This is a genomic window from Anaeromyxobacter sp. PSR-1 (assembly GCF_000964525.1).
Classification (GTDB): domain Bacteria; phylum Myxococcota; class Myxococcia; order Myxococcales; family Anaeromyxobacteraceae; genus Anaeromyxobacter.
On record NZ_BAZG01000009.1, the window covers coordinates 14,628 to 30,449 of the forward strand.

At 70.1% G+C, this 15,822-nt stretch carries 15 protein-coding genes, 2 tRNA genes and 1 pseudogene; 11 read left to right on the plus strand and 7 right to left on the minus strand.

Features of this window, described 5'->3' with window-relative positions; translation table 11 throughout:
* Window positions 1–8 precede the first annotated feature (8 nt).
* The gene (locus PSR1_RS24775) at window positions 9–2,705 is read right to left on the minus strand and encodes an SNF2-related protein (protein WP_059436146.1); all 2,697 of its coding nucleotides are present in this window, start codon (window positions 2,703–2,705) and stop codon (window positions 9–11) included.
* A gap of 158 nt (window positions 2,706–2,863) precedes the next feature.
* Here PSR1_RS24775 and PSR1_RS02930 point away from each other — a divergent pair.
* The 6 genes and pseudogenes from PSR1_RS02930 (at window position 2,864) to PSR1_RS02950 (ending at window position 7,541) form a co-directional block, all read left to right on the plus strand.
* A tRNA-Val gene (locus PSR1_RS02930) sits at window positions 2,864–2,938 on the plus strand.
* 6 nt (window positions 2,939–2,944) lie between these two features.
* Window positions 2,945–3,021: transfer RNA gene (locus PSR1_RS02935), tRNA-Asp, on the plus strand.
* A gap of 190 nt (window positions 3,022–3,211) precedes the next feature.
* Window positions 3,212–3,352 (plus strand): annotated as a pseudogene (locus PSR1_RS23325) (IS481 family transposase); the annotation flags it as partial.
* A gap of 537 nt (window positions 3,353–3,889) precedes the next feature.
* Window positions 3,890–5,098 carry an ABC-three component system protein gene (locus tag PSR1_RS02940; RefSeq protein ID WP_059436147.1) on the plus strand — a complete coding sequence of 403 codons (1,209 nt, stop codon included), beginning with the start codon at window positions 3,890–3,892 and terminating at the stop codon, window positions 5,096–5,098.
* Window positions 5,095–5,592, plus strand: coding sequence for a three component ABC system middle component (locus PSR1_RS23715; protein WP_152643283.1), 498 nt, complete (start codon window positions 5,095–5,097; stop codon window positions 5,590–5,592). The genes PSR1_RS02940 and PSR1_RS23715 overlap by 4 nt, the downstream gene beginning before the upstream one ends.
* 2 nt (window positions 5,593–5,594) lie before the next feature.
* A complete protein-coding gene (locus PSR1_RS02950; RefSeq protein ID WP_152643284.1) occupies window positions 5,595–7,541 on the plus strand; it encodes a DUF3732 domain-containing protein in 1,947 nt (648 codons plus the stop codon).
* A 139-nt stretch (window positions 7,542–7,680) separates the two neighbouring features.
* Here the strand turns inward: PSR1_RS02950 and PSR1_RS24160 are convergent, their stop codons facing one another.
* The 3 genes from PSR1_RS24160 to PSR1_RS02960 all read right to left on the minus strand — a co-directional run bounded on the left by PSR1_RS24160 (window position 7,681) and on the right by PSR1_RS02960 (window position 10,745).
* Complete coding sequence (locus PSR1_RS24160; RefSeq protein ID WP_059436150.1) at window positions 7,681–8,745, minus strand: hypothetical protein; 1,065 nt, start codon at window positions 8,743–8,745, stop codon at window positions 7,681–7,683.
* 235 nt (window positions 8,746–8,980) lie between these two features.
* Window positions 8,981–9,154, minus strand: a complete 174-nt coding sequence (locus tag PSR1_RS24950) for a helix-turn-helix domain-containing protein (protein WP_370539081.1) — start codon at window positions 9,152–9,154, stop codon at window positions 8,981–8,983.
* Between the two features lie 505 nt (window positions 9,155–9,659).
* Complete coding sequence (locus PSR1_RS02960) at window positions 9,660–10,745, minus strand: AAA family ATPase (RefSeq protein ID WP_059436151.1); 1,086 nt, start codon at window positions 10,743–10,745, stop codon at window positions 9,660–9,662.
* Between PSR1_RS02960 and PSR1_RS02965 the strand changes: the two genes are divergently transcribed.
* Window positions 10,732–11,031 carry a hypothetical protein gene (locus PSR1_RS02965; RefSeq protein WP_059436152.1) on the plus strand — a complete coding sequence of 100 codons (300 nt, stop codon included), beginning with the start codon at window positions 10,732–10,734 and terminating at the stop codon, window positions 11,029–11,031. The genes PSR1_RS02960 and PSR1_RS02965 overlap by 14 nt on opposite strands.
* Entirely contained in the window at window positions 11,028–12,359 is a 1,332-nt protein-coding gene (locus PSR1_RS02970; protein ID WP_059436153.1) for a DUF2314 domain-containing protein, read from the plus strand. Before PSR1_RS02965 ends, PSR1_RS02970 begins: the two co-directional genes overlap by 4 nt.
* Here the strand turns inward: PSR1_RS02970 and PSR1_RS02975 are convergent.
* The 3 genes from PSR1_RS02975 to PSR1_RS02985 all read right to left on the minus strand — a co-directional run bounded on the left by PSR1_RS02975 (window position 12,356) and on the right by PSR1_RS02985 (window position 14,473).
* Entirely contained in the window at window positions 12,356–13,273 is a 918-nt protein-coding gene (locus PSR1_RS02975; protein WP_152643285.1) for a hypothetical protein, read from the minus strand. The genes PSR1_RS02970 and PSR1_RS02975 overlap by 4 nt on opposite strands.
* A gap of 139 nt (window positions 13,274–13,412) precedes the next feature.
* Window positions 13,413–13,793 carry a hypothetical protein gene (locus PSR1_RS02980; protein ID WP_059436155.1) on the minus strand — a complete coding sequence of 127 codons (381 nt, stop codon included), beginning with the start codon at window positions 13,791–13,793 and terminating at the stop codon, window positions 13,413–13,415.
* Between the two features lie 26 nt (window positions 13,794–13,819).
* Window positions 13,820–14,473: a hypothetical protein gene (locus tag PSR1_RS02985; protein ID WP_059436156.1), complete on the minus strand. Its 654-nt coding sequence runs from the start codon at window positions 14,471–14,473 to the stop codon at window positions 13,820–13,822.
* A 128-nt stretch (window positions 14,474–14,601) separates the two neighbouring features.
* Between PSR1_RS02985 and PSR1_RS02990 the strand changes: the two genes are divergently transcribed.
* Genes PSR1_RS02990 through PSR1_RS03000 form a run of 3 tightly spaced genes read left to right on the plus strand, consistent with a single transcriptional unit; the run spans window position 14,602 to window position 15,801 of the window.
* Window positions 14,602–15,108: an RNA polymerase sigma factor gene (locus tag PSR1_RS02990; protein WP_059436157.1), complete on the plus strand. Its 507-nt coding sequence runs from the start codon at window positions 14,602–14,604 to the stop codon at window positions 15,106–15,108.
* The gene (locus PSR1_RS02995) at window positions 15,101–15,379 is read left to right on the plus strand and encodes a hypothetical protein (RefSeq protein WP_059436158.1); all 279 of its coding nucleotides are present in this window, start codon (window positions 15,101–15,103) and stop codon (window positions 15,377–15,379) included. The genes PSR1_RS02990 and PSR1_RS02995 overlap by 8 nt, the downstream gene beginning before the upstream one ends.
* Window positions 15,376–15,801 carry a hypothetical protein gene (locus PSR1_RS03000; protein WP_059436159.1) on the plus strand — a complete coding sequence of 142 codons (426 nt, stop codon included), beginning with the start codon at window positions 15,376–15,378 and terminating at the stop codon, window positions 15,799–15,801. Before PSR1_RS02995 ends, PSR1_RS03000 begins: the two co-directional genes overlap by 4 nt.
* Window positions 15,802–15,822 lie beyond the last annotated feature (21 nt).

Consider the following 15,822-nt stretch of genomic DNA (forward strand, 5'->3'; position numbering starts at 1 on the left):
GCCCCAGCTCACGGGACGATCAGCGCCGCCGCGTCGAGGTCCACCTTCACCCGCTCGATGGCCTTCGCCACCACGTCGCGGTGGTGGCGCAGCACGGCCAGCGCCCCGTCGATCCGCTCGCGCGGCGCGCCGCCGGCGAACGCGGCCTCGATGAGCCGCTCCTCCTCGGCGTCGGCGTGCGCGAGCAGCAGGCCCACCGCCTCCTCGCGGCGGCGCTCCAGCACCAGCCGCGCCTCGCGCTCGGCGGCGGTGCGGGCCGCCTCCAGCGCCGCCGGCGGCGGCGCGCCCACCCGCGCGTCCTGCACGTCGTCGATCTCGTCCTCGAGCCGATGCGCGGCGCCGGGCAGGACGCGGTTGCCCGCCTCCAGGTCCACCACCACCGCGATGGGCGAGAGGTCGAGGTAGCGCGAGGCCTGCCGCGAGGCGACCCGCGCGCCCGGCGCCACGTCGGCAGCGGTGGCGAGCCGCGGCTCGAAGCGCGCGTACAGCCCGCCCCGGCGCGGCGCCCACTCGCGCTTCACCGCGGCGCTCCGTCCCGCGTCGCCGTCGCGCACCAGCCCCAGCAGCGCCTCCACCAGCTTGTGGCCGGTCGCGTACCAGTGCAGCTCGTCGCGGGCGACCGCCGTCTCGCGCCAGAAGCTGCCCACGAACGTCTCCGGCTCGTCGGGGATCTGCATCCCCGGCAGCGCCTCGATGCGCATGCCCGAGCCGAGCGTGAAGGAGACCTCGAACGGCTGGACGTTCTGGTCGGTGTCCACGTCCATGCCGACCCGGCGCCCCACGTCGGCGCAGACGTCCTCCAGCTCCTCCTCCAGCCAGCGCGAGAGCGTGATGAGCGACTGCTCCAGCGCGGCGCCCGCGCCGTCGCCGCCGTCGATGCCGTCCGGCGCCTCCTCGCCCATGCGCTCGAACGCGCCGCGCACCAGGCGCGCCAGCTCCGGCAGCGAGGCGGAGCGGATGTCGAGGAGCGGGTCGCCCTCGTGCTGCGCCTTGCGGGCGGCGGCCACGCGCCGGGAGAGGTCCTTGCGGAACGCCTCGCGGGTGCGGTCCGACCGCTTGCGCTGCAGCGCCGCCAGCTCGTCCGGCAGCGAGGCCAGCACCGCGTCCAGGCCGCCCACCGGCTCGTCGAAGATGCCGATCTCCTGCTCGTACAGGTCGGCGAGGAACGCCTCGTCGCCCGGCTCCACCGGCACGTGGATCTCGACCGGGCGCGTCTGGCCCAGGCGGTCGAGCCGACCGATGCGCTGCTCCAGCACGAGCGGCGACGCCGGCAGGTCGGCGCAAACCAGGTGGTGCGCGAACTGGAAGTTGCGCCCCTCGCCGCCCGACTCGCCGGAGAGGAGCAGCATCGGGCCCTCCGGGTCGCGGAAGCGGGCCACCAGCCGGTCGCGCGCCTCGAGCGAGGGCGCGTCGTCGTAGAGGAGCGCCTCCAGCCCGGCCTCGGCGAGCCCGCCCTGGAGCCCGCGCAGCGCCTCGAGGTCGCCGCCGAACACGAGCACCTTGTCGCCCCCGCGCGCGAGCCGCGCGCACAGGTCCACGAGCGCCTTCGGCTTCTCGCCCTCGCCCACGTCCACGCGGCGGAGCACGCGGGAGGTGAACGCGCCCACCTTCACGCGGCGGTTGCGGATGAGCCGGGAGGACAGGCCGTAGCGGTCGGCGAGGTGCGCGAGGAGCGCGGCCCGGTCGAGCGCCGGCGGGGCCTTCGAGAACACCGGGTCGTCCGGAGCGAGCGCGCGGAGCCGCTCCGCCGCCGCGCCGAGGTCGCCGCCCGCGAGGAGGTCGCGGGCCACCTGCGCGTAGGCCTCGTGCTGCTCCAGGCGGGCGAGGAAGTCGTCGAGCGAGGTGGAGGGAACCGGCTCGACCAGCGAGAGCAGGCGGAAGTACTCGCGCGGATCCAGGCGGACCGGGGTCGCGGTGAGGAGGAGCACGCCGAAGGAGGCGCGGCAGATCGGCGCGACCCGATCGTGCAGCGCGTCGTCGGCCAGGTGGTGCGCCTCGTCCACCACCACGAGGTCGAGCGGCAGGTCCGCCGCCGCCTCGGCCAGCTCCGGGTCCGCGCGGAGCGCCTCGAAGGAGACGATGGCGTGGGGCGAGCGGGCGAGCGCCGCCTCCGGGCCGCCCAGCGCCTCTATCCGGTCCGGGGTGAGGAGCGCGAACAGCGCGTTGAACTTGTGGAAGAGCTCGGCGAGCCACTGGAAGGCGAGGTGCTCCGGGACGACCACCAGGACGCGCTCGGCCAGCCCCAGCTGCCGCATGCCCGCGAACACCAGGCCCGCCTCGACCGTCTTGCCCAGGCCCACCTCGTCCGCCAGGACGAAGCGCGGCATCCGGTCGGAGAGGATGCGCCCCGCCGCGCCCACCTGGTGCGGCAGGACGTGCACGCGGGAGGAGAGGAGCGCGCCCAGGGAGTCGGCGCGGCGCAGGGCCTCCAGGCGGTTCACCCGGGTGCGGAGCGCGAACGCCGAGGCCGTGGCCGGCTGGGCGGAGGCGAGCGCCTCGATCGGCCCCGAGGCCACCTGCTCGATCGGCGTGTCGGCCGGGACCTCGACCAGGGCCTGATCGCGGCCCGAGACCACCGTGATGCCTTCGCGGCCCGCGAACCGGACCGCCAGGCGGCGGCCCTCGTCCGCGACCTGCACCACCACCCCGACGCCCCACGCCCGCTGGGCGCGGTGGACCACCTTCATCCCTGCTTTCCAGGCCATCGCGCGCCCCTTACCATCCGCACCCGGGACGGTCCAGCAAGACCATCCGCCGATCCATCCCCCCGAGCGGACGGCTGGTTCCGTCCCGGGCCCTCCCGTGAGAGAGCCCGTTGACAGCGCCAGCGGGTCAAGCTAGAAACCCCACGCTTTCGCGCCTTGGGCGGATAGCTCAGGGGTAGAGCGTCGCCCTTACAAGGCGAGGGTCACAGGTTCGAAGCCTGTTCCGCCCACCAGTTCTTGGGGTGTTAGTTAAGTCGGTTATAACGCCGGCCTGTCACGCCGGAGGCCAGGGGTTCGAGTCCCCTACACCCCGCCACTCCACGAGGCCGGGATCCTGAGCAAGGGTCCCGGCCTTCGTCTTTTTTGGCGGCGCGCGATCCGAGGTTCCGCCTTCGTGCGGGAACCTGCCTCCCAGCGCGCACCACGCAGCCTCCCACGCCCGCCCTTCCCCTGCCCGCTCACCCCGAGCGTAGGGCCGCCGCCAGGAGGGCGCGCTCCACTGACACGCCAGCTTCTTCGACGTCGACCTGGGCATGATCGAGATCCTGCCGATCGATCACGCGTACCTCGGTGGAACTGTCATGGAGACCGTCACCACCGTTCGTCCCTCGGAGCGCGCGCGAGAACGCATTCCTGTAAGCGCCTGAGGTCTCGTCGACTCACACCTGGGCTGTCACCGATGTCTTGACTGGTTCCTGTTCTCGCGGATTTACCTCATCGAACACTGGTCTCAACCCTGATCCGAATCCTGCTGCCAACCCTGGTGACTCCGGGGCACAGCCCCCGGGAACGGCCGTTTGCTCCATTTTGAACCACATGGTTCAAGGACTCCGTTCGCCGCGTTGGACCACGTGGTCCCAAATGCACATTCGGGGCGTCACGAGGCGAACGCCGCGAACGCGAGTTCGCCCTCGAGCCGCCACGTTGAACGTCGCAAGCGCGTGAGCCGTTGGCGCGCATCGTCGCGTGTACGTTCGCGTCCTCTGACCTGCTTTCGGATCAGCGGCCACGCCGAGAGCGTCTTCGGAGTGGAGGCCGCCGCCGAATCCATCGCGTCCCGCCACTCAGGTCGGGCTGGGCCATCCTGGGATCGTTGCTCACGGCAGGTTTCCGCTGGCCTACAACTCGCAACGACAGCCGGCCAAGGGTACACTTCGCGTTCGGGTCGTGGTTCGGGGGTAAGCATGGCGGCGACAACTGGATCCCCGTTCTCCGCAGCCGACGCCGCCCTCGGCTATCTCTACCAGGTCAGGGTCGGCCTTCTGTGGGCGCTGCGCCGTCTAAAGCGTGGCAGCGACTTCCTTGTATCCATCGAGGTCCTCGACGACGTTGCACTCGAGACGGTGGGCGGGGATGCGGCCGAACTACTCCAGACGAAACATCATCGAGCGCGAGAGTCCTCACTCACGAACGCCAGCGCCGACTTGTGGAAATCGCTGAGGGTCTGGTTCGAGACTCTCCCGGCCGCTGGTCTCGGGACCACGCTCTACCTGCTCACGACTGCGAAAGCGCCGCCGGGGTCGATTGCGGCGCAGCTTCGAATCGAGGAGCGGAATGTCGAAGCCGCGCTTCAAGCGCTCGAGGCAACAGCACAAACGTCTCAGTCCGCGGCGAACGCTCCGGCGTACGCGGTTTTCCTGGCGGCGCCCGCGGTGGTGCGCCGACGACTGGTCGACTCGATCGTTGTTATTGACGGCGTTCCGACGGTCCTCGAACTCGGTGAGCAGCTTCGTAGCGAAGTCTTTTGGGCTGTAGAGCGCAGCCACCAAGAAGCGTTTCTAGAGCGGCTCGAGGGTTGGTGGTTTCGCCGAGTTCTAAAACACCTATCCTCGCACGGACAGGTGGATCGGATACTGGCAACGGAGATCGAAGCGCAGATGTCGGATCTCCGAGATCAGTTCAAGCAAGACGCGTTGCCGATCGACGATGACCTGCTGGAGTTTGAGCTGGATGAGGCGACGCACGCCGCCCATTCCGAGTCGACGTTCGTCCGGCAGCTCGAGATAGCGAAGGCTGGGCGTAAGCGGATCGCTGCCGGGGTGCGCGACTATTATCGCGCGTTCGAGCAGCGATCACGCTGGATACGTGACGACCTCCTCCTTGTTGGCGACTTAGACAAGTATGAGCGGAGGCTGTGCGAGCAATGGGAGTTGATTTTCGAGGCCGTGCGTGACGAACTCGGCGACCAAGCGGCAGAGGACGCCAAGCGGAGTGCCGCGCTTCAGGTCCTGAAGTGGGCAGAGACAGTCCTGATCCCGATTCGACCCTCGGTAACTGAACCCTTCATAACGCGTGGATCGTTCCACATGCTCGCAGACGATTTGCGGGTTGGATGGCACCCCGAGTTCCAGCAGCTCCTCTCGAAGCTCCTCATCGGGGAGACGGTCGAATGACACGATGGGAAGAGCGCGCCGCTGAAGAGAGGGCGCTACTAAACCCAAGCTTCTGTGCGGTGCTTCTCTGGAGCGCGTCCGCTGGATTTCGCTCCGTTTCCAGTTCGGCGTTCCCGCTTGAACTGTCCTTCCTGGTCCTGCCTCTCGTACTTCACCGCGAGACGCGCGAATCCCTTCCAAAGGCGGTGACCACGTCGCTCCCGGTGTGGCTCGAGGAACATGCTTTGACGCGCGCCCGGTTCCCGGCACGAGCGCGAGCGCTCGTGCCGTTCACAAGGGAGGCCCTTCTGTTTGGTTGCGCGCACGGAATGCTGCTTCTCTCGCCGAGCGGTCTCTCAGATAGCGGTGACTTCAAGAAGAAGATCGCCGAGGAGCTCAAGAGGGCGAGCGACGAGGTGCGGTTGTGCGCAAACCGTGCCCACTTCATCGGAAGGTGGTTCGCGTCGGCGGGCACTCCTGCCACCGTCATGGCGCTCTTGGGGGTTCGGCCGTGAGCATGCAAATCCTGGCCATCGTCCTTTTCAGCCACGACGGCCGGCGCCGGGCCCTGACACTCAAGCCCGGTAAGGTCAACATCGTCACTGGAGCGTCCAAGACAGGGAAGTCAGCTCTGGTGGATATCGTCGACTACTGTTTCGGCAGTGGCGAGTGTCGAGTGCCCGAGGGGCCGATCCGGCGCTCGGTGTCTTGGTTTGGTCTTCACCTGAAGATCGGCGAGGGACAAGGATTCATTGCGCGGAGATGCCCGGGCCCTCGCGCGGTATCGAGCGAGGACTGCTTCGTCGCGACCGCGACCTCTGTTGCGATTCCCGAAGCGAGCGAGCTTCGGCAGACGACGAACACAAAAGGGCTGATCGCGCTCTTGGGGCGGTGGGCTGGCATCGGCGACAATATTCACGAGCCACCCCCCGGTCAGACTCGGGCGCCCCTCGCTGCGAATATTCGACACGCACTGCCGCTTTGTTTCCAGCCTCAGGACGAGATCATCCGCCGCGATGAACTCTTTCATGGCTCGGGCGACCACTTTCTTGCACAGGCGCTTCGCGACACACTCCCATATTTCCTGGGAGCGGTAGACGATGAGCACGTAAAGAAGCGAGACGAGCTTCGCCGGCTGCGCGAGCAGCTTCGTTCGCGTGAGCGCCGAATGGCGGAGATCAATGCTCTCCGTGGTGAGGGCGTCAGCAAGGCTGATGCGCTTATTGCGCAAGCACGCGAGGCGGGACTAACCGATGCCGCGCCGACATCGTGGGAGGCCACCATCTCGGCGCTCCGCAGCGTTGCCGCGACCCCGCTTGCGAGACCCGAAGTCGCAACGGCCGGTGGTGGGGAGTACGCAAGACTGTCTGACGAACGCGGGCGCCTGCTCGATAAGCAGAGACGAATCCGCTTCGAAATCGCCGCCGCTCGTGCCTATGAGGCCGACGAGAACGCGTTTTCAACCGAGGCCGCTGAGCAGAGGTCGCGACTGCAAAGCATCGGCATGTTCTCTGGAGCGGAGCCGGGCCACACCTGCCCCCTCTGCACACAGCACTTGCCGGAAGCGAACCAGCCGCCGCCGATCGCGAAACTAAGTGGCGTGTTGTCGGAGCTGGGGTCACGCTTGGAGGCAGTTACGAGAGCCGCTCCACACGTCGAGAGAGTAGTCGCTGAGCTCGAGAAGCGGCTGCTGGTTGTCCAGGAGGATCTTCTTAAGAACCGCAGTCAGCTTGAGGCCGTGAGGGCGTCGAACGAACTTGTCTCGCGTGCAGAGGACGAGGCCGCTCGACGGGCGCACGTTGTCGGACGCATCAGTTTGTACTTGGAGAGTATCCCTGAGCTTCCGGATACTAAGGCCTTATCCGCCGAGATAGGCGAGCTAAAGGCGCGATGTGCAGAGCTTGAGCTTGAGTTGAGCGACGAACGGGTGCATGAGCGCCTCGAGTCGATCACTTCGATTCTGGGACAGCGCATGACGGAGTGGGCTCGAGAGCTTCACCTTGAGCATTCTCGATTTCCGCTGCGATTCGATCTCGCGAAGCTGACGATTGTCGCGGACACGGCTGATGGGCCTGTGCCCATGAGCCGGATGGGAAGCGGCGAGAACTGGGTGGGCTACCACCTGATCGCGCACTTGGCGCTTCATCAGTGGTTCCTTCAGCGGAAGCGACCGGTTCCCGGGTTCCTCTTCCTCGACCAGCCGTCCCAAGTCTACTTCCCGCCCGAGAAGGATCTCGACGAGGGCAAGATGGGCAAGGTATCGGAAGAGGAGCGGAACTCTGTCGTCCGCATGTTCAAGCGCATCTTCCGAGCAGTGAAGGAGTCCGCCCCTGGCTTCCAAGTAGTGCTGACGGAGCACGCCGACATCGCTGAAACCTGGTACCAGGCCGCAGTCGTCGAGCGCTGGCGGGGCACTCTCCAACTGGTGCCCGACGACTGGCCGCGAGCGTCCGACCGCGCCTAGTTTCGAACGAGGCCCTGGACTCGTCGCCGGACGGCTAATTCGCCTCGGCGGGGACGCTCTCACACGACCAGGGGCGGAGGGACGCGCGACAGAACGGTGCGCCGGTCGCAGCTGCTAAGCGACAACGATGCAGCATCTATTAGGGCATTGGGCTCGCGCGTGCGGCGACGATCCTCGGTCTTCTCCTGCCAAATACGACTAGGAACGCGTGAATGTATCCCAGTTCGCTCTTGTATGTCGTGAGCTTCTCCATATCCCACTCGATCGCTTCACGACGCGCGTTGGCACGCTTAACTTCGATGGCGATCAGGTTGGGTCCGAGCTTGCCGCGGCGGTGCACGATGACGTCCGGATAAACGGTAAGCGCATCCATGTCGGCGACGGAATCGAGTCCGTCCGCTTCGGCCTTCACCCGCGCTGCTAGCTCGTGAAGCCTCTTCGGATCGTCCCCTCGCCGGTTGTATTCGCAGTCGACGCTTAGGTTTCCGCGAGTGATGCCTTCCGGTAGAAGACGCACATCCATCCTTCGCACCTCCCGTTCTAAGTGTACGGCAAAGCGGTGCGACCAGGTTCGCTCGTTAACGTCGTCTGCAAGGTCGCTCTCCTCGTGGTGCAGTCGCTCGAGGGCGCGCGCCACCAATGCACGCGCCCGTTCCTCAGTGAATGACGCCCTTTGCGTCTGGATCGGGTGCGACCGCTTGCGCCACTCCACGAGTCGCCGCGACACGACTTCATGGAGAGCCAGGGTCACGGACATCATATGACCCTGGTTGAAGTCGATGTCGCGATGCTCATGCCTGTACCGCCACTTATCAAGCGTTCCCTCGCACGACTTCAGACAACTGGTGACTGCGTTTACGGATGTCGAAGCGCCATCGAAGCGCACCTGCGACGCGACCTCTTCGCGCAACCGCCCTGAAACCTGTCTGAAGAGCCTCGCGAAGCTGTGGCTCGCTACGGGCTCCTTCTGTTCAAGCGTGATCAGGCTCTTCAAAGCGAGTTCGAGCGCCATGCTCGCGCACATGGCGCATGCGCTGATTGGGGTCTGCTCCCCACTTCCCTTCGCTGCAATGGACTGGTGAATCGCCCAGAGCACCTCCCAACCGCGGAGAAAGTCGCGGGAGCCCTCAAACATTCGCTCGGGGCGCAGAGCATCGTCGGCCGCCCTGGACAGCTCATCCCACTCGAAGAAGTCCGTCGCCATGGCCGTAGAATCTTGGCTGAAGTGGCGAGCCATGGGAACGGGTTCGCGGCATCGCGGCCGCCAAGGCGCGCACAGCGTGGAACGGGCGAGATGACCGACTGGGAGCCGCCTCCATGTGCGCCACATGTGCCCCGCCGCCGCTCCGAACGCCGGATCGGGGGCGGGACCACGTGGAACGCGAGGGAACGGGAAGGCGGACGGTTCCGCAGCGATGAAGGGCAACGGCGGGTCCTGCTTACAGTAGTTCACCGTTCGTCGACACGCGTTCACATCCGTTTCCCGCGATTCTTTCGCGAGCGAAGGCGGCTACATCGGTCGGCGCACATCTGATGGCGTTCGAGACGCGGCGGTGCCGGAGCTTCCCGGCTGCACACAGTTGGTACACCGTCGACGTCGCCACCCCGAGCACGCCCGCGACCCCCGCACCGTCAGCAGCCGCTCCAGCCCCGCCGCCGCGCCCCGCTCCCTGGATGCCAAGTGGCCGGAGAACGCCTGCGAAAGCCGGCGACCCGCTGGACTCCTCGCCGGGTCCGCTGCCAGTGTTTCCGCCACCTTGCGAATCCCGACACCTCCACCCAGCGTGGTTTCACTGGCTGTCACGCCGGAGGCCAGGGGTTCGAGTCCCCTACACCCCGCCACTCCACGAGGCCGGGATCCTGAGCAAGGGTCCCGGCCTTCGTCTTTTTCGGCGTCGCGATCCGAGGTTCCGCCTTCGTGGGGGAACCTGCCTCCGAGCGCGCACCACGCCCGCCCTCCCACGCCCGCCGCCCCCGCCCGCTCACCCCGAGCCCTTCGGCAGGCTCAGGGCAGGCGGAATCGAGGGGCCCGGCGCGAGCCGGTCCAGCCCGAACCGCAGCCGGTTCACCTCGGAGAGGCCATGAGCCCAGGGAAGGAGCCGCTCGAGCTGCCAGGGCTCATGGTTCCGATTCGTCGCCCTCGTCCGGTTCCACAAGCTGCGCGCCGACGACTCTCGTTTCTCCGTCCACCTTCTGCAGCTCGACGACCTTCGCGCCGCGAGATGCAAGCGCGTCCGCAAGCGACCTCGCGTGCGTCGTGACCCAGAGCTGCGTCGTCCGAGGCATGGCAGACATCAGGTCTGCGAGTGCGGGGAGGACGCTCTCGTGAAGGCTCGTCTCGGGCTCGTTCAGGGCGAGGAGAGGTGGTGGCCGCGGTGACAGCAGGGCAGCCGCCAGGCAGAGGTACCGGAGCGTGCCGTCCGACAGCTCGCGGGCGTCCAGCGGCCTGCGCAGGCCCGGCGTCTCGACGCGAACGATCGTGCCGTCCGCGACGTCGAGGCGGGCGCTCGGCATCAAGCGGTCCACGGCGGCCGCGAGCGCCCTTTCGTCCCCGATCTCCTGGATCGTTCGAAGCGACGCGGCGAGATCACGCCCGTCATGCGCCAGGACCGGTGTGCTCACCGCCACCTGCGACTGCCGGATGGGCGAGCCTTCGTCGGTGCGGAACTGGTGATAGAACCGCCACGCCAGAAGCGCTTCCCTGATGGCAAAGAGCGCCGGATACCGCTGCGGCTCGGACAGCCGCGCGAGCGCTGATTCCGATGCCCAGAGGTCGAAGGCACGCGTCACGGGACGACCGTCGGCGTCCCGAAGCTTTGCTGACGCCTTCGCCCGATCGAGCAGGAGCGCACCGTCGAAGCGTATCCGCTCCTCCTTCACGAAGGGATCGGTGGGAAACACCGCCTCCGATGGCGTCGGGAGGCCGAGGGCCAGCTCGTACGTGAACTCGTCGATCGTCGCGGCCACCCGCAGGCGGATGGCTCCTTTCCTCCGTGCGCCCGCCCAGAGGACGGACGGCATCCCGCCCGAGTCCGCGACCGTACGTGCGAGCGTTCCTGAAGCCGCGGCCTGGAGTAGACGGAGCGCCTGGTAGAGGTTCGTCTTGCCCGTCCCGTTCGCGCCGAGCACGACGGTGACGGGGGCGAGGCGAAGTTCCACCGCCCGCACCGACCGGAACCCTTCGATGTCGATGTCGGTCAGCATGGTCCCCGCCGGCGCGTTGCGTGGATCCTACGCGTGCGACTGGATCGGCGGCAACGCGTTCGACCCCGGCCGCGCCGACTTCGTCCCGCCCGCGCCCCAGCGGGTGAAGGACCTCGGTCCTTGCGGCTCCCGCGGCATCGAGGCTGGCCGGACGTTGAGCGCAGGTCTCGACGACGGTGTGGTCGGCTGTCCTCCTCGCGCCGACCTCATGCGCCTTCGTTCATCGTCCGTCGTCGTCACCGGTTTCGCCCTCCGTGTATCCTCCGCCGGGGAGGTGATCGCATGAGCTGGTGGAATCGGAAGCCCGCCGTCGCCCAGGCCGGTTCGGTGCTGTTCCGCGGGAAGTGGGCGGCGCGGCCCGAAGACTTCGCCTCGGTCGGCGAGCACGGCGTGCGGCTCGGAGCGGTGACGCGCGGCGCCGACGGCGGCTGGACCGCGGCGCTCGAGCACGACGGCTGGGGAGAGGCGACGCTGGTGGTGATGCCGGACCCGCCGCTCCCCCCGGGCAGCCTCGCCGACATGGACGGGCGGCTGACGGGCGCGGAGAAGGAGGCGGTGAAATCCTGCCGGTACGCCGTGGCGGTCAGCACCGGCTCGCGCTCCGGCAACGTCCTCGCCGACCGCAAGGACCTGCTGCGCTTCCTGCGCGCGGTGATGGGACGTGAGGGGGTGGCCGCGGTCGATCACCAGGCCCAGGCGTTCTGGTCTCGGGACGCCCTCGACGACGAGCTCGCGCACGACGCGGACCTCGACATCGACGCGATCCACACGCTGCACCTCCTGTACGACCCGGACGCGCCGGCCTCCGGCGACGGCGACCGGCCGGTGTTCTGGCTCCACAGCCACGGCCTGAAGGAGATCGGCTTCCGGGACTTCGACGTGCTCGCTCCGGATCCCGCGGTGCACGGCCACGCGCACGACCTGCTCCGCGCGCTCGCCTTCGGCGTCGTCGAGGGGCGGCTCGCGCCGGGCGGGGAGCCGATGCCGCTCGTGGATCGGGAGCTGGTCCTGGCGGTGCCGGCGCGCACGTTCCTCGCGGGCGCGGGCCGCGACCACGCCGACTACCGCGCCTGCGTGGACGACGAGCACCTCGACGGCCACGTGGTCGTCTGCGATGCCGCGAGCGGCGGCTGGCTCGCGCGCCTCGTCGGCCGCGGTGCGCCGCGCCCGTCGCGCTTCCTCCAGGCCCCGGTGCCGGAGGAGGTCCTCATCCACTACTCGATCTCCGCCACCGAGCTCATGGCGCGGCGCGCCCGGGAGACGCTCGACGTCCTCCGCGGCGCCGTGGAGGAGCTCGCCGAGTTCGACTTCCCGGCGCTGGTGAAGCTCGGGCTGCGCGTGGACGGCGGGGGGGAGGACGGTCGCGAGCACCTGTGGTTCCAGGTGCACGGCTTCCAGGCGGGCGCCGTGGACGCCACCCTCGTCAACGCGCCGTTCCACATCGCGGGGCTGAAGGAGGGGGACCGCGCCGTCCACCCGCTGGAGCTGCTCAGCGACTGGGTGATCTTCACGCCGGGCGGCCGCATCGACCCGCGCCAGACGCGCACGCTGCGCTTCATCCGCGCCAACCTGCCGGAGCTCCGCGAGGCGATGAGCGCGAGCGCGAGCGACTAGGACGATGGCGCGTCGAACGCCGCCGGGTCGACGCAGCACTGCCCTGCCCGATCCGCCGCGACCTCGAAGTACCTCGCCTTGCTCGTGAGCGCCTCGGCGCGCTTCGCCGGGGCCTTGGCCGCCTGCGCCCTCAGCCGCGCGGCGCCCTCGCGCCAGAGCTGGACGACCTGCGGCGGCGCGGGCGTGCGCGCGGTCGCGGCGAACGGGATGGAGCGCGGGCTGCGGACGGACCCGCCCTCGGCTGCGAGGAAGGCCTCGAGCTCCGGTCGGTGGAACGCCCCGACGAACGCGAGCACCCTGTGCGCGCCGCGCCGGCGGATGGCCTCCAGCGCCTGCTGGTGGAGCCACGCCTGGCGCCGGTTCCAGCCGGGATTGCCCGCGAGGTAGCGCGCGCGGACGTTCAGCATGGACAGGACCGCCGCATCCTGGCGAGGCGAGTGGACCTCGGCGAAGGTGAGCGGGCGGTCCATGCGCGCGTCGAGCGCGGCCGTCTCCTCCTCGTACGCGTGCCGGTCGGCAGGTTCGGGCTCGGGATCGGCGTCGACGCCGAGGTCCTCGTCCCGGAACCAGTCGATGGGGCTGACCGCGATGCCCTTGCTATGGCCGAGCCAGGTCACGTAGGTCATCTCGAACGGCCCGTCCTCGAGGTGTCCGAGCGCGAAGGGCTCGGGGCGAATCTCGACGAGGATGAGGTCGGGGCGATAGGTCTCGATGAGCCCGGCCAGCTGCGAGAGCGGATAGGCGGACTCGGTGAGGTGTGCCCGGTGGATCGTCCCCACGACCACCGCCTCGAAGCTCGCGGTCGCCGGGTCGTCGGGAGGTGACGGATGGGCGGAGCGTGAAGAGGCATTCGTCGCGCAGCCGACGAGGGCCATCGCGGCGAGGGTTGCGAGCGGGAGCTTCGGTGTGGTCATGGGGAGAACGGACGCGACGCCGACCGCGGCGGGGAGGGGGTGTCTCGCGTGAAGCGACCTCTGACGGGTCGCTGAAGTGCCCAGCGTAGCATCGCACTCCGCGCGAAGACAGCGGCGCGGTCGGTGCCGGTGGGGATCGTCAGCGCGCCGGCGGCGCCCTCGGCCCCGGCTCGACCGCCTCGACGAGCGCACGCGTCTGCCGGTCGAACGTGACGCGGAGCGGCCCGGTGGCGCCGGGGCGGCTGGCCCGGAAGTGGACGTCCCACACGGCGGCGCGGGGATGCACCTCCACGAGGACGCACGCGTAGCCGCTCCGGCCGCACCAGCCGTAGCCGCGCTCGACGGCCTCGCGCCTCGACATGGGGGGAGGCGGCGGCGGGGGCGGCGGGGGGCGCGCGGGCACCACGACCACGGCGCGCGGCGGCGGGGGTGCAGGCCTCACGACGATCGTGCGCGGGTGGGTGACCACCACGGTCGCGGCGGCGACGAGGGACGAGACGGCGGTGAGCGGGGCGATCATGGCTCCTCCTCGGGGACGCGGGCGGCTCAGCGCTGCGGGGCGGCGACGCGGTGGCCGTGCACCTCGACGGTCCCCGAGCCGCGGCGGCCCTGGATCTCGGCGTGCGACTCGAGCCGCGCGATCGCGCCGTCGGCGTCGAAGGTGACCCGGGCCCGGGCCTCCGACACGCGTCCGCCCTCCCCGCCACCCGGCACCACCTCGAGCGCGCGCTTCGCGCCGGTCGCCGGATCCACCTCGACCACGACGGCCGAGATGGCGCCGCCGGCGGGCGACCTCACCTCGACGAGGGCGCTGCCGCCCGGCCCCGGCGACGGGCGCACCGCGACCTGCGCGCCGGGCAAGGAGAACGGCGCGAGCGTGAGCGGCCCGAGGAGCTGGACGCCGCCGCCGCGACCGCCGCGCGCGCCGCCGCCCGAGCCGGAGAGCTGGCGAACCTGCACGGTCCCGTCGGGCGCGTAGGTGATCTCGCGGGTCCAGGCGATCTCGCGGGAGCGCCGGCCGCCCGAGGCGCGCCCCTCGGCCTGGACCTGCACCGGCGAACGCGCCAGCTCCGCGAGCTGGGCGGCCTCCCTGGCGCGGGCGCGGGCGACGAGGTCCGCGTCGGAGGCGGCGGCCGGCGCGGGGGAGGAGAGCGCGAGGACGGCGAGGGCGAGCAGGGACAGCGGTTCGGTGTGGGTCATGCCCCTTCGGACGCCGCCGCGCCGTGGCGCCCTACGCGGCGTCCCACCATGATTCGCGGCGCCGTAGGGTGCGGGCCGGCGGCGGCGTCGAAGGGAAGAGCGCGACGAGATCGGAGCGAGCGGGCGGCGTGCCGGACCATCGAGAGGCCGACATCGAGCGGATCATCCGGGAGACCGCGCCGCGGCTCTACCGGCTCGCCGCGCGCCTCACCGGCGATCCGTCCGAGGCGGAGGACGTCTTGCAGGAGAGCTACGTGCGGGCCTGCACCCAGCTCGCGGGACGCGGGTTCGAGGGACGGTCGTCCACCGAGACCTGGCTCCACCGCATCGTGGTGAACGCGGCGCTGGACGTCCTGCGGTCGCGCCGGCGGCGCAGCGCCCGGGAGTCCCGGGGCGCGCCGGTGGACGAGGTGCTGGACCCGAGCAGCTCGCTCGAGGCGCGCGCCGCGCTGCGCGAGCTGTCCGGGTGGCTGGAGGACCTCCCGCCCGAGCAGCGCGTCGCGCTCGTGCTGAAGGAGCTCGAGGGCCGCAGCGCCGCGGAGATCGCGAGCCTCCTCGGGTGCTCGGAGGGTGCGGTGGAGCAGCGGCTGGTGCGCGCGCGGGCGTTCCTGCGCGAGAGGAGGAAGCATGGCTGACCACGAGACCGACGACGCGCGCCTCGCCCGGCTGCGGGCCGCCACCGAGGCGCTCGCGCCGCCCGCGGCGCTGGTGGCGCGGCTGGAGGCCGCCGTCGCGGCCCGGCTGCGCGAGCCGCCCGCCTGGATGCTCATCGCCGGCCGGGCCCGGCCGCTCGCGCTGGGCGCGGCGGCGCTCACCGCGGCGATGCTGTTGCTGGGCTGGCGCGCCGAGCGGACCTTCGAGGACCAGGTCTCGCGCTCCGCCTACGTGCTGGAGGCGATGCCGTGACCCGCGCCCGCTGGCAGGTGGTGCTCGTGCTGGCGCTCGTGTTCGTCGCGGGCGGCGTGACCGGCGCGGTGCTCTCGCGCGCGGTGGTCCAGCGCGCCGTGGCCCGGCTGCTCGAGGGCCCGCCGGAGCAGGCCCGCACCCGCGCGATCCTGTTCCGCCTGAACCGGGAGCTGGACCTCTCCCGCGAGCAGCGCGACGCGCTCCGCACGGTGCTCGAGCGCCACCAGGGCGAGCTCGCCGCGATCCGGCGCACCGTGTACCCGCAGCTCGAGGCCGCGCGGCGGAGGCAGTGGGCCGAGATGCGGGGGGTGCTCGACGAGCGGCAGCGCCCCGCGTTCGACCGCACGGTGGAGGAGCTCGAGCGGCGGCTGGCCCGGTCGATCGCGGCGACCCCAGCCGCGCCGGCGGCGCCGGTCGAGTGATCTCGCCATACCGCCGCGTCC

Excerpts from the sequence above, each read along its gene's own strand:
- PSR1_RS24775 (WP_059436146.1), bottom strand. The coding sequence starts at position 2,705 with ATGGCCTGGAAAGCAGGGATGAAGGTGGTCCACCGCGCCCAGCGGGCG.
- PSR1_RS02940 (WP_059436147.1), top strand. The coding sequence starts at position 3,890 with ATGGCGGCGACAACTGGATCCCCGTTCTCCGCAGCCGACGCCGCCCTC.
- PSR1_RS23715 (WP_152643283.1), top strand. The coding sequence starts at position 5,095 with ATGACACGATGGGAAGAGCGCGCCGCTGAAGAGAGGGCGCTACTAAAC.
- PSR1_RS02950 (WP_152643284.1), top strand. The coding sequence starts at position 5,595 with ATGCAAATCCTGGCCATCGTCCTTTTCAGCCACGACGGCCGGCGCCGG.
- PSR1_RS24160 (WP_059436150.1), bottom strand. The coding sequence starts at position 8,745 with ATGGCGACGGACTTCTTCGAGTGGGATGAGCTGTCCAGGGCGGCCGAC.
- PSR1_RS02965 (WP_059436152.1), top strand. The coding sequence starts at position 10,732 with ATGTCGGTCAGCATGGTCCCCGCCGGCGCGTTGCGTGGATCCTACGCG.
- PSR1_RS02960 (WP_059436151.1), bottom strand. The coding sequence starts at position 10,745 with ATGCTGACCGACATCGACATCGAAGGGTTCCGGTCGGTGCGGGCGGTG.
- PSR1_RS02970 (WP_059436153.1), top strand. The coding sequence starts at position 11,028 with ATGAGCTGGTGGAATCGGAAGCCCGCCGTCGCCCAGGCCGGTTCGGTG.
- PSR1_RS02975 (WP_152643285.1), bottom strand. The coding sequence starts at position 13,273 with ATGACCACACCGAAGCTCCCGCTCGCAACCCTCGCCGCGATGGCCCTC.
- PSR1_RS02980 (WP_059436155.1), bottom strand. The coding sequence starts at position 13,793 with ATGATCGCCCCGCTCACCGCCGTCTCGTCCCTCGTCGCCGCCGCGACC.
- PSR1_RS02985 (WP_059436156.1), bottom strand. The coding sequence starts at position 14,473 with ATGACCCACACCGAACCGCTGTCCCTGCTCGCCCTCGCCGTCCTCGCG.
- PSR1_RS02995 (WP_059436158.1), top strand. The coding sequence starts at position 15,101 with ATGGCTGACCACGAGACCGACGACGCGCGCCTCGCCCGGCTGCGGGCC.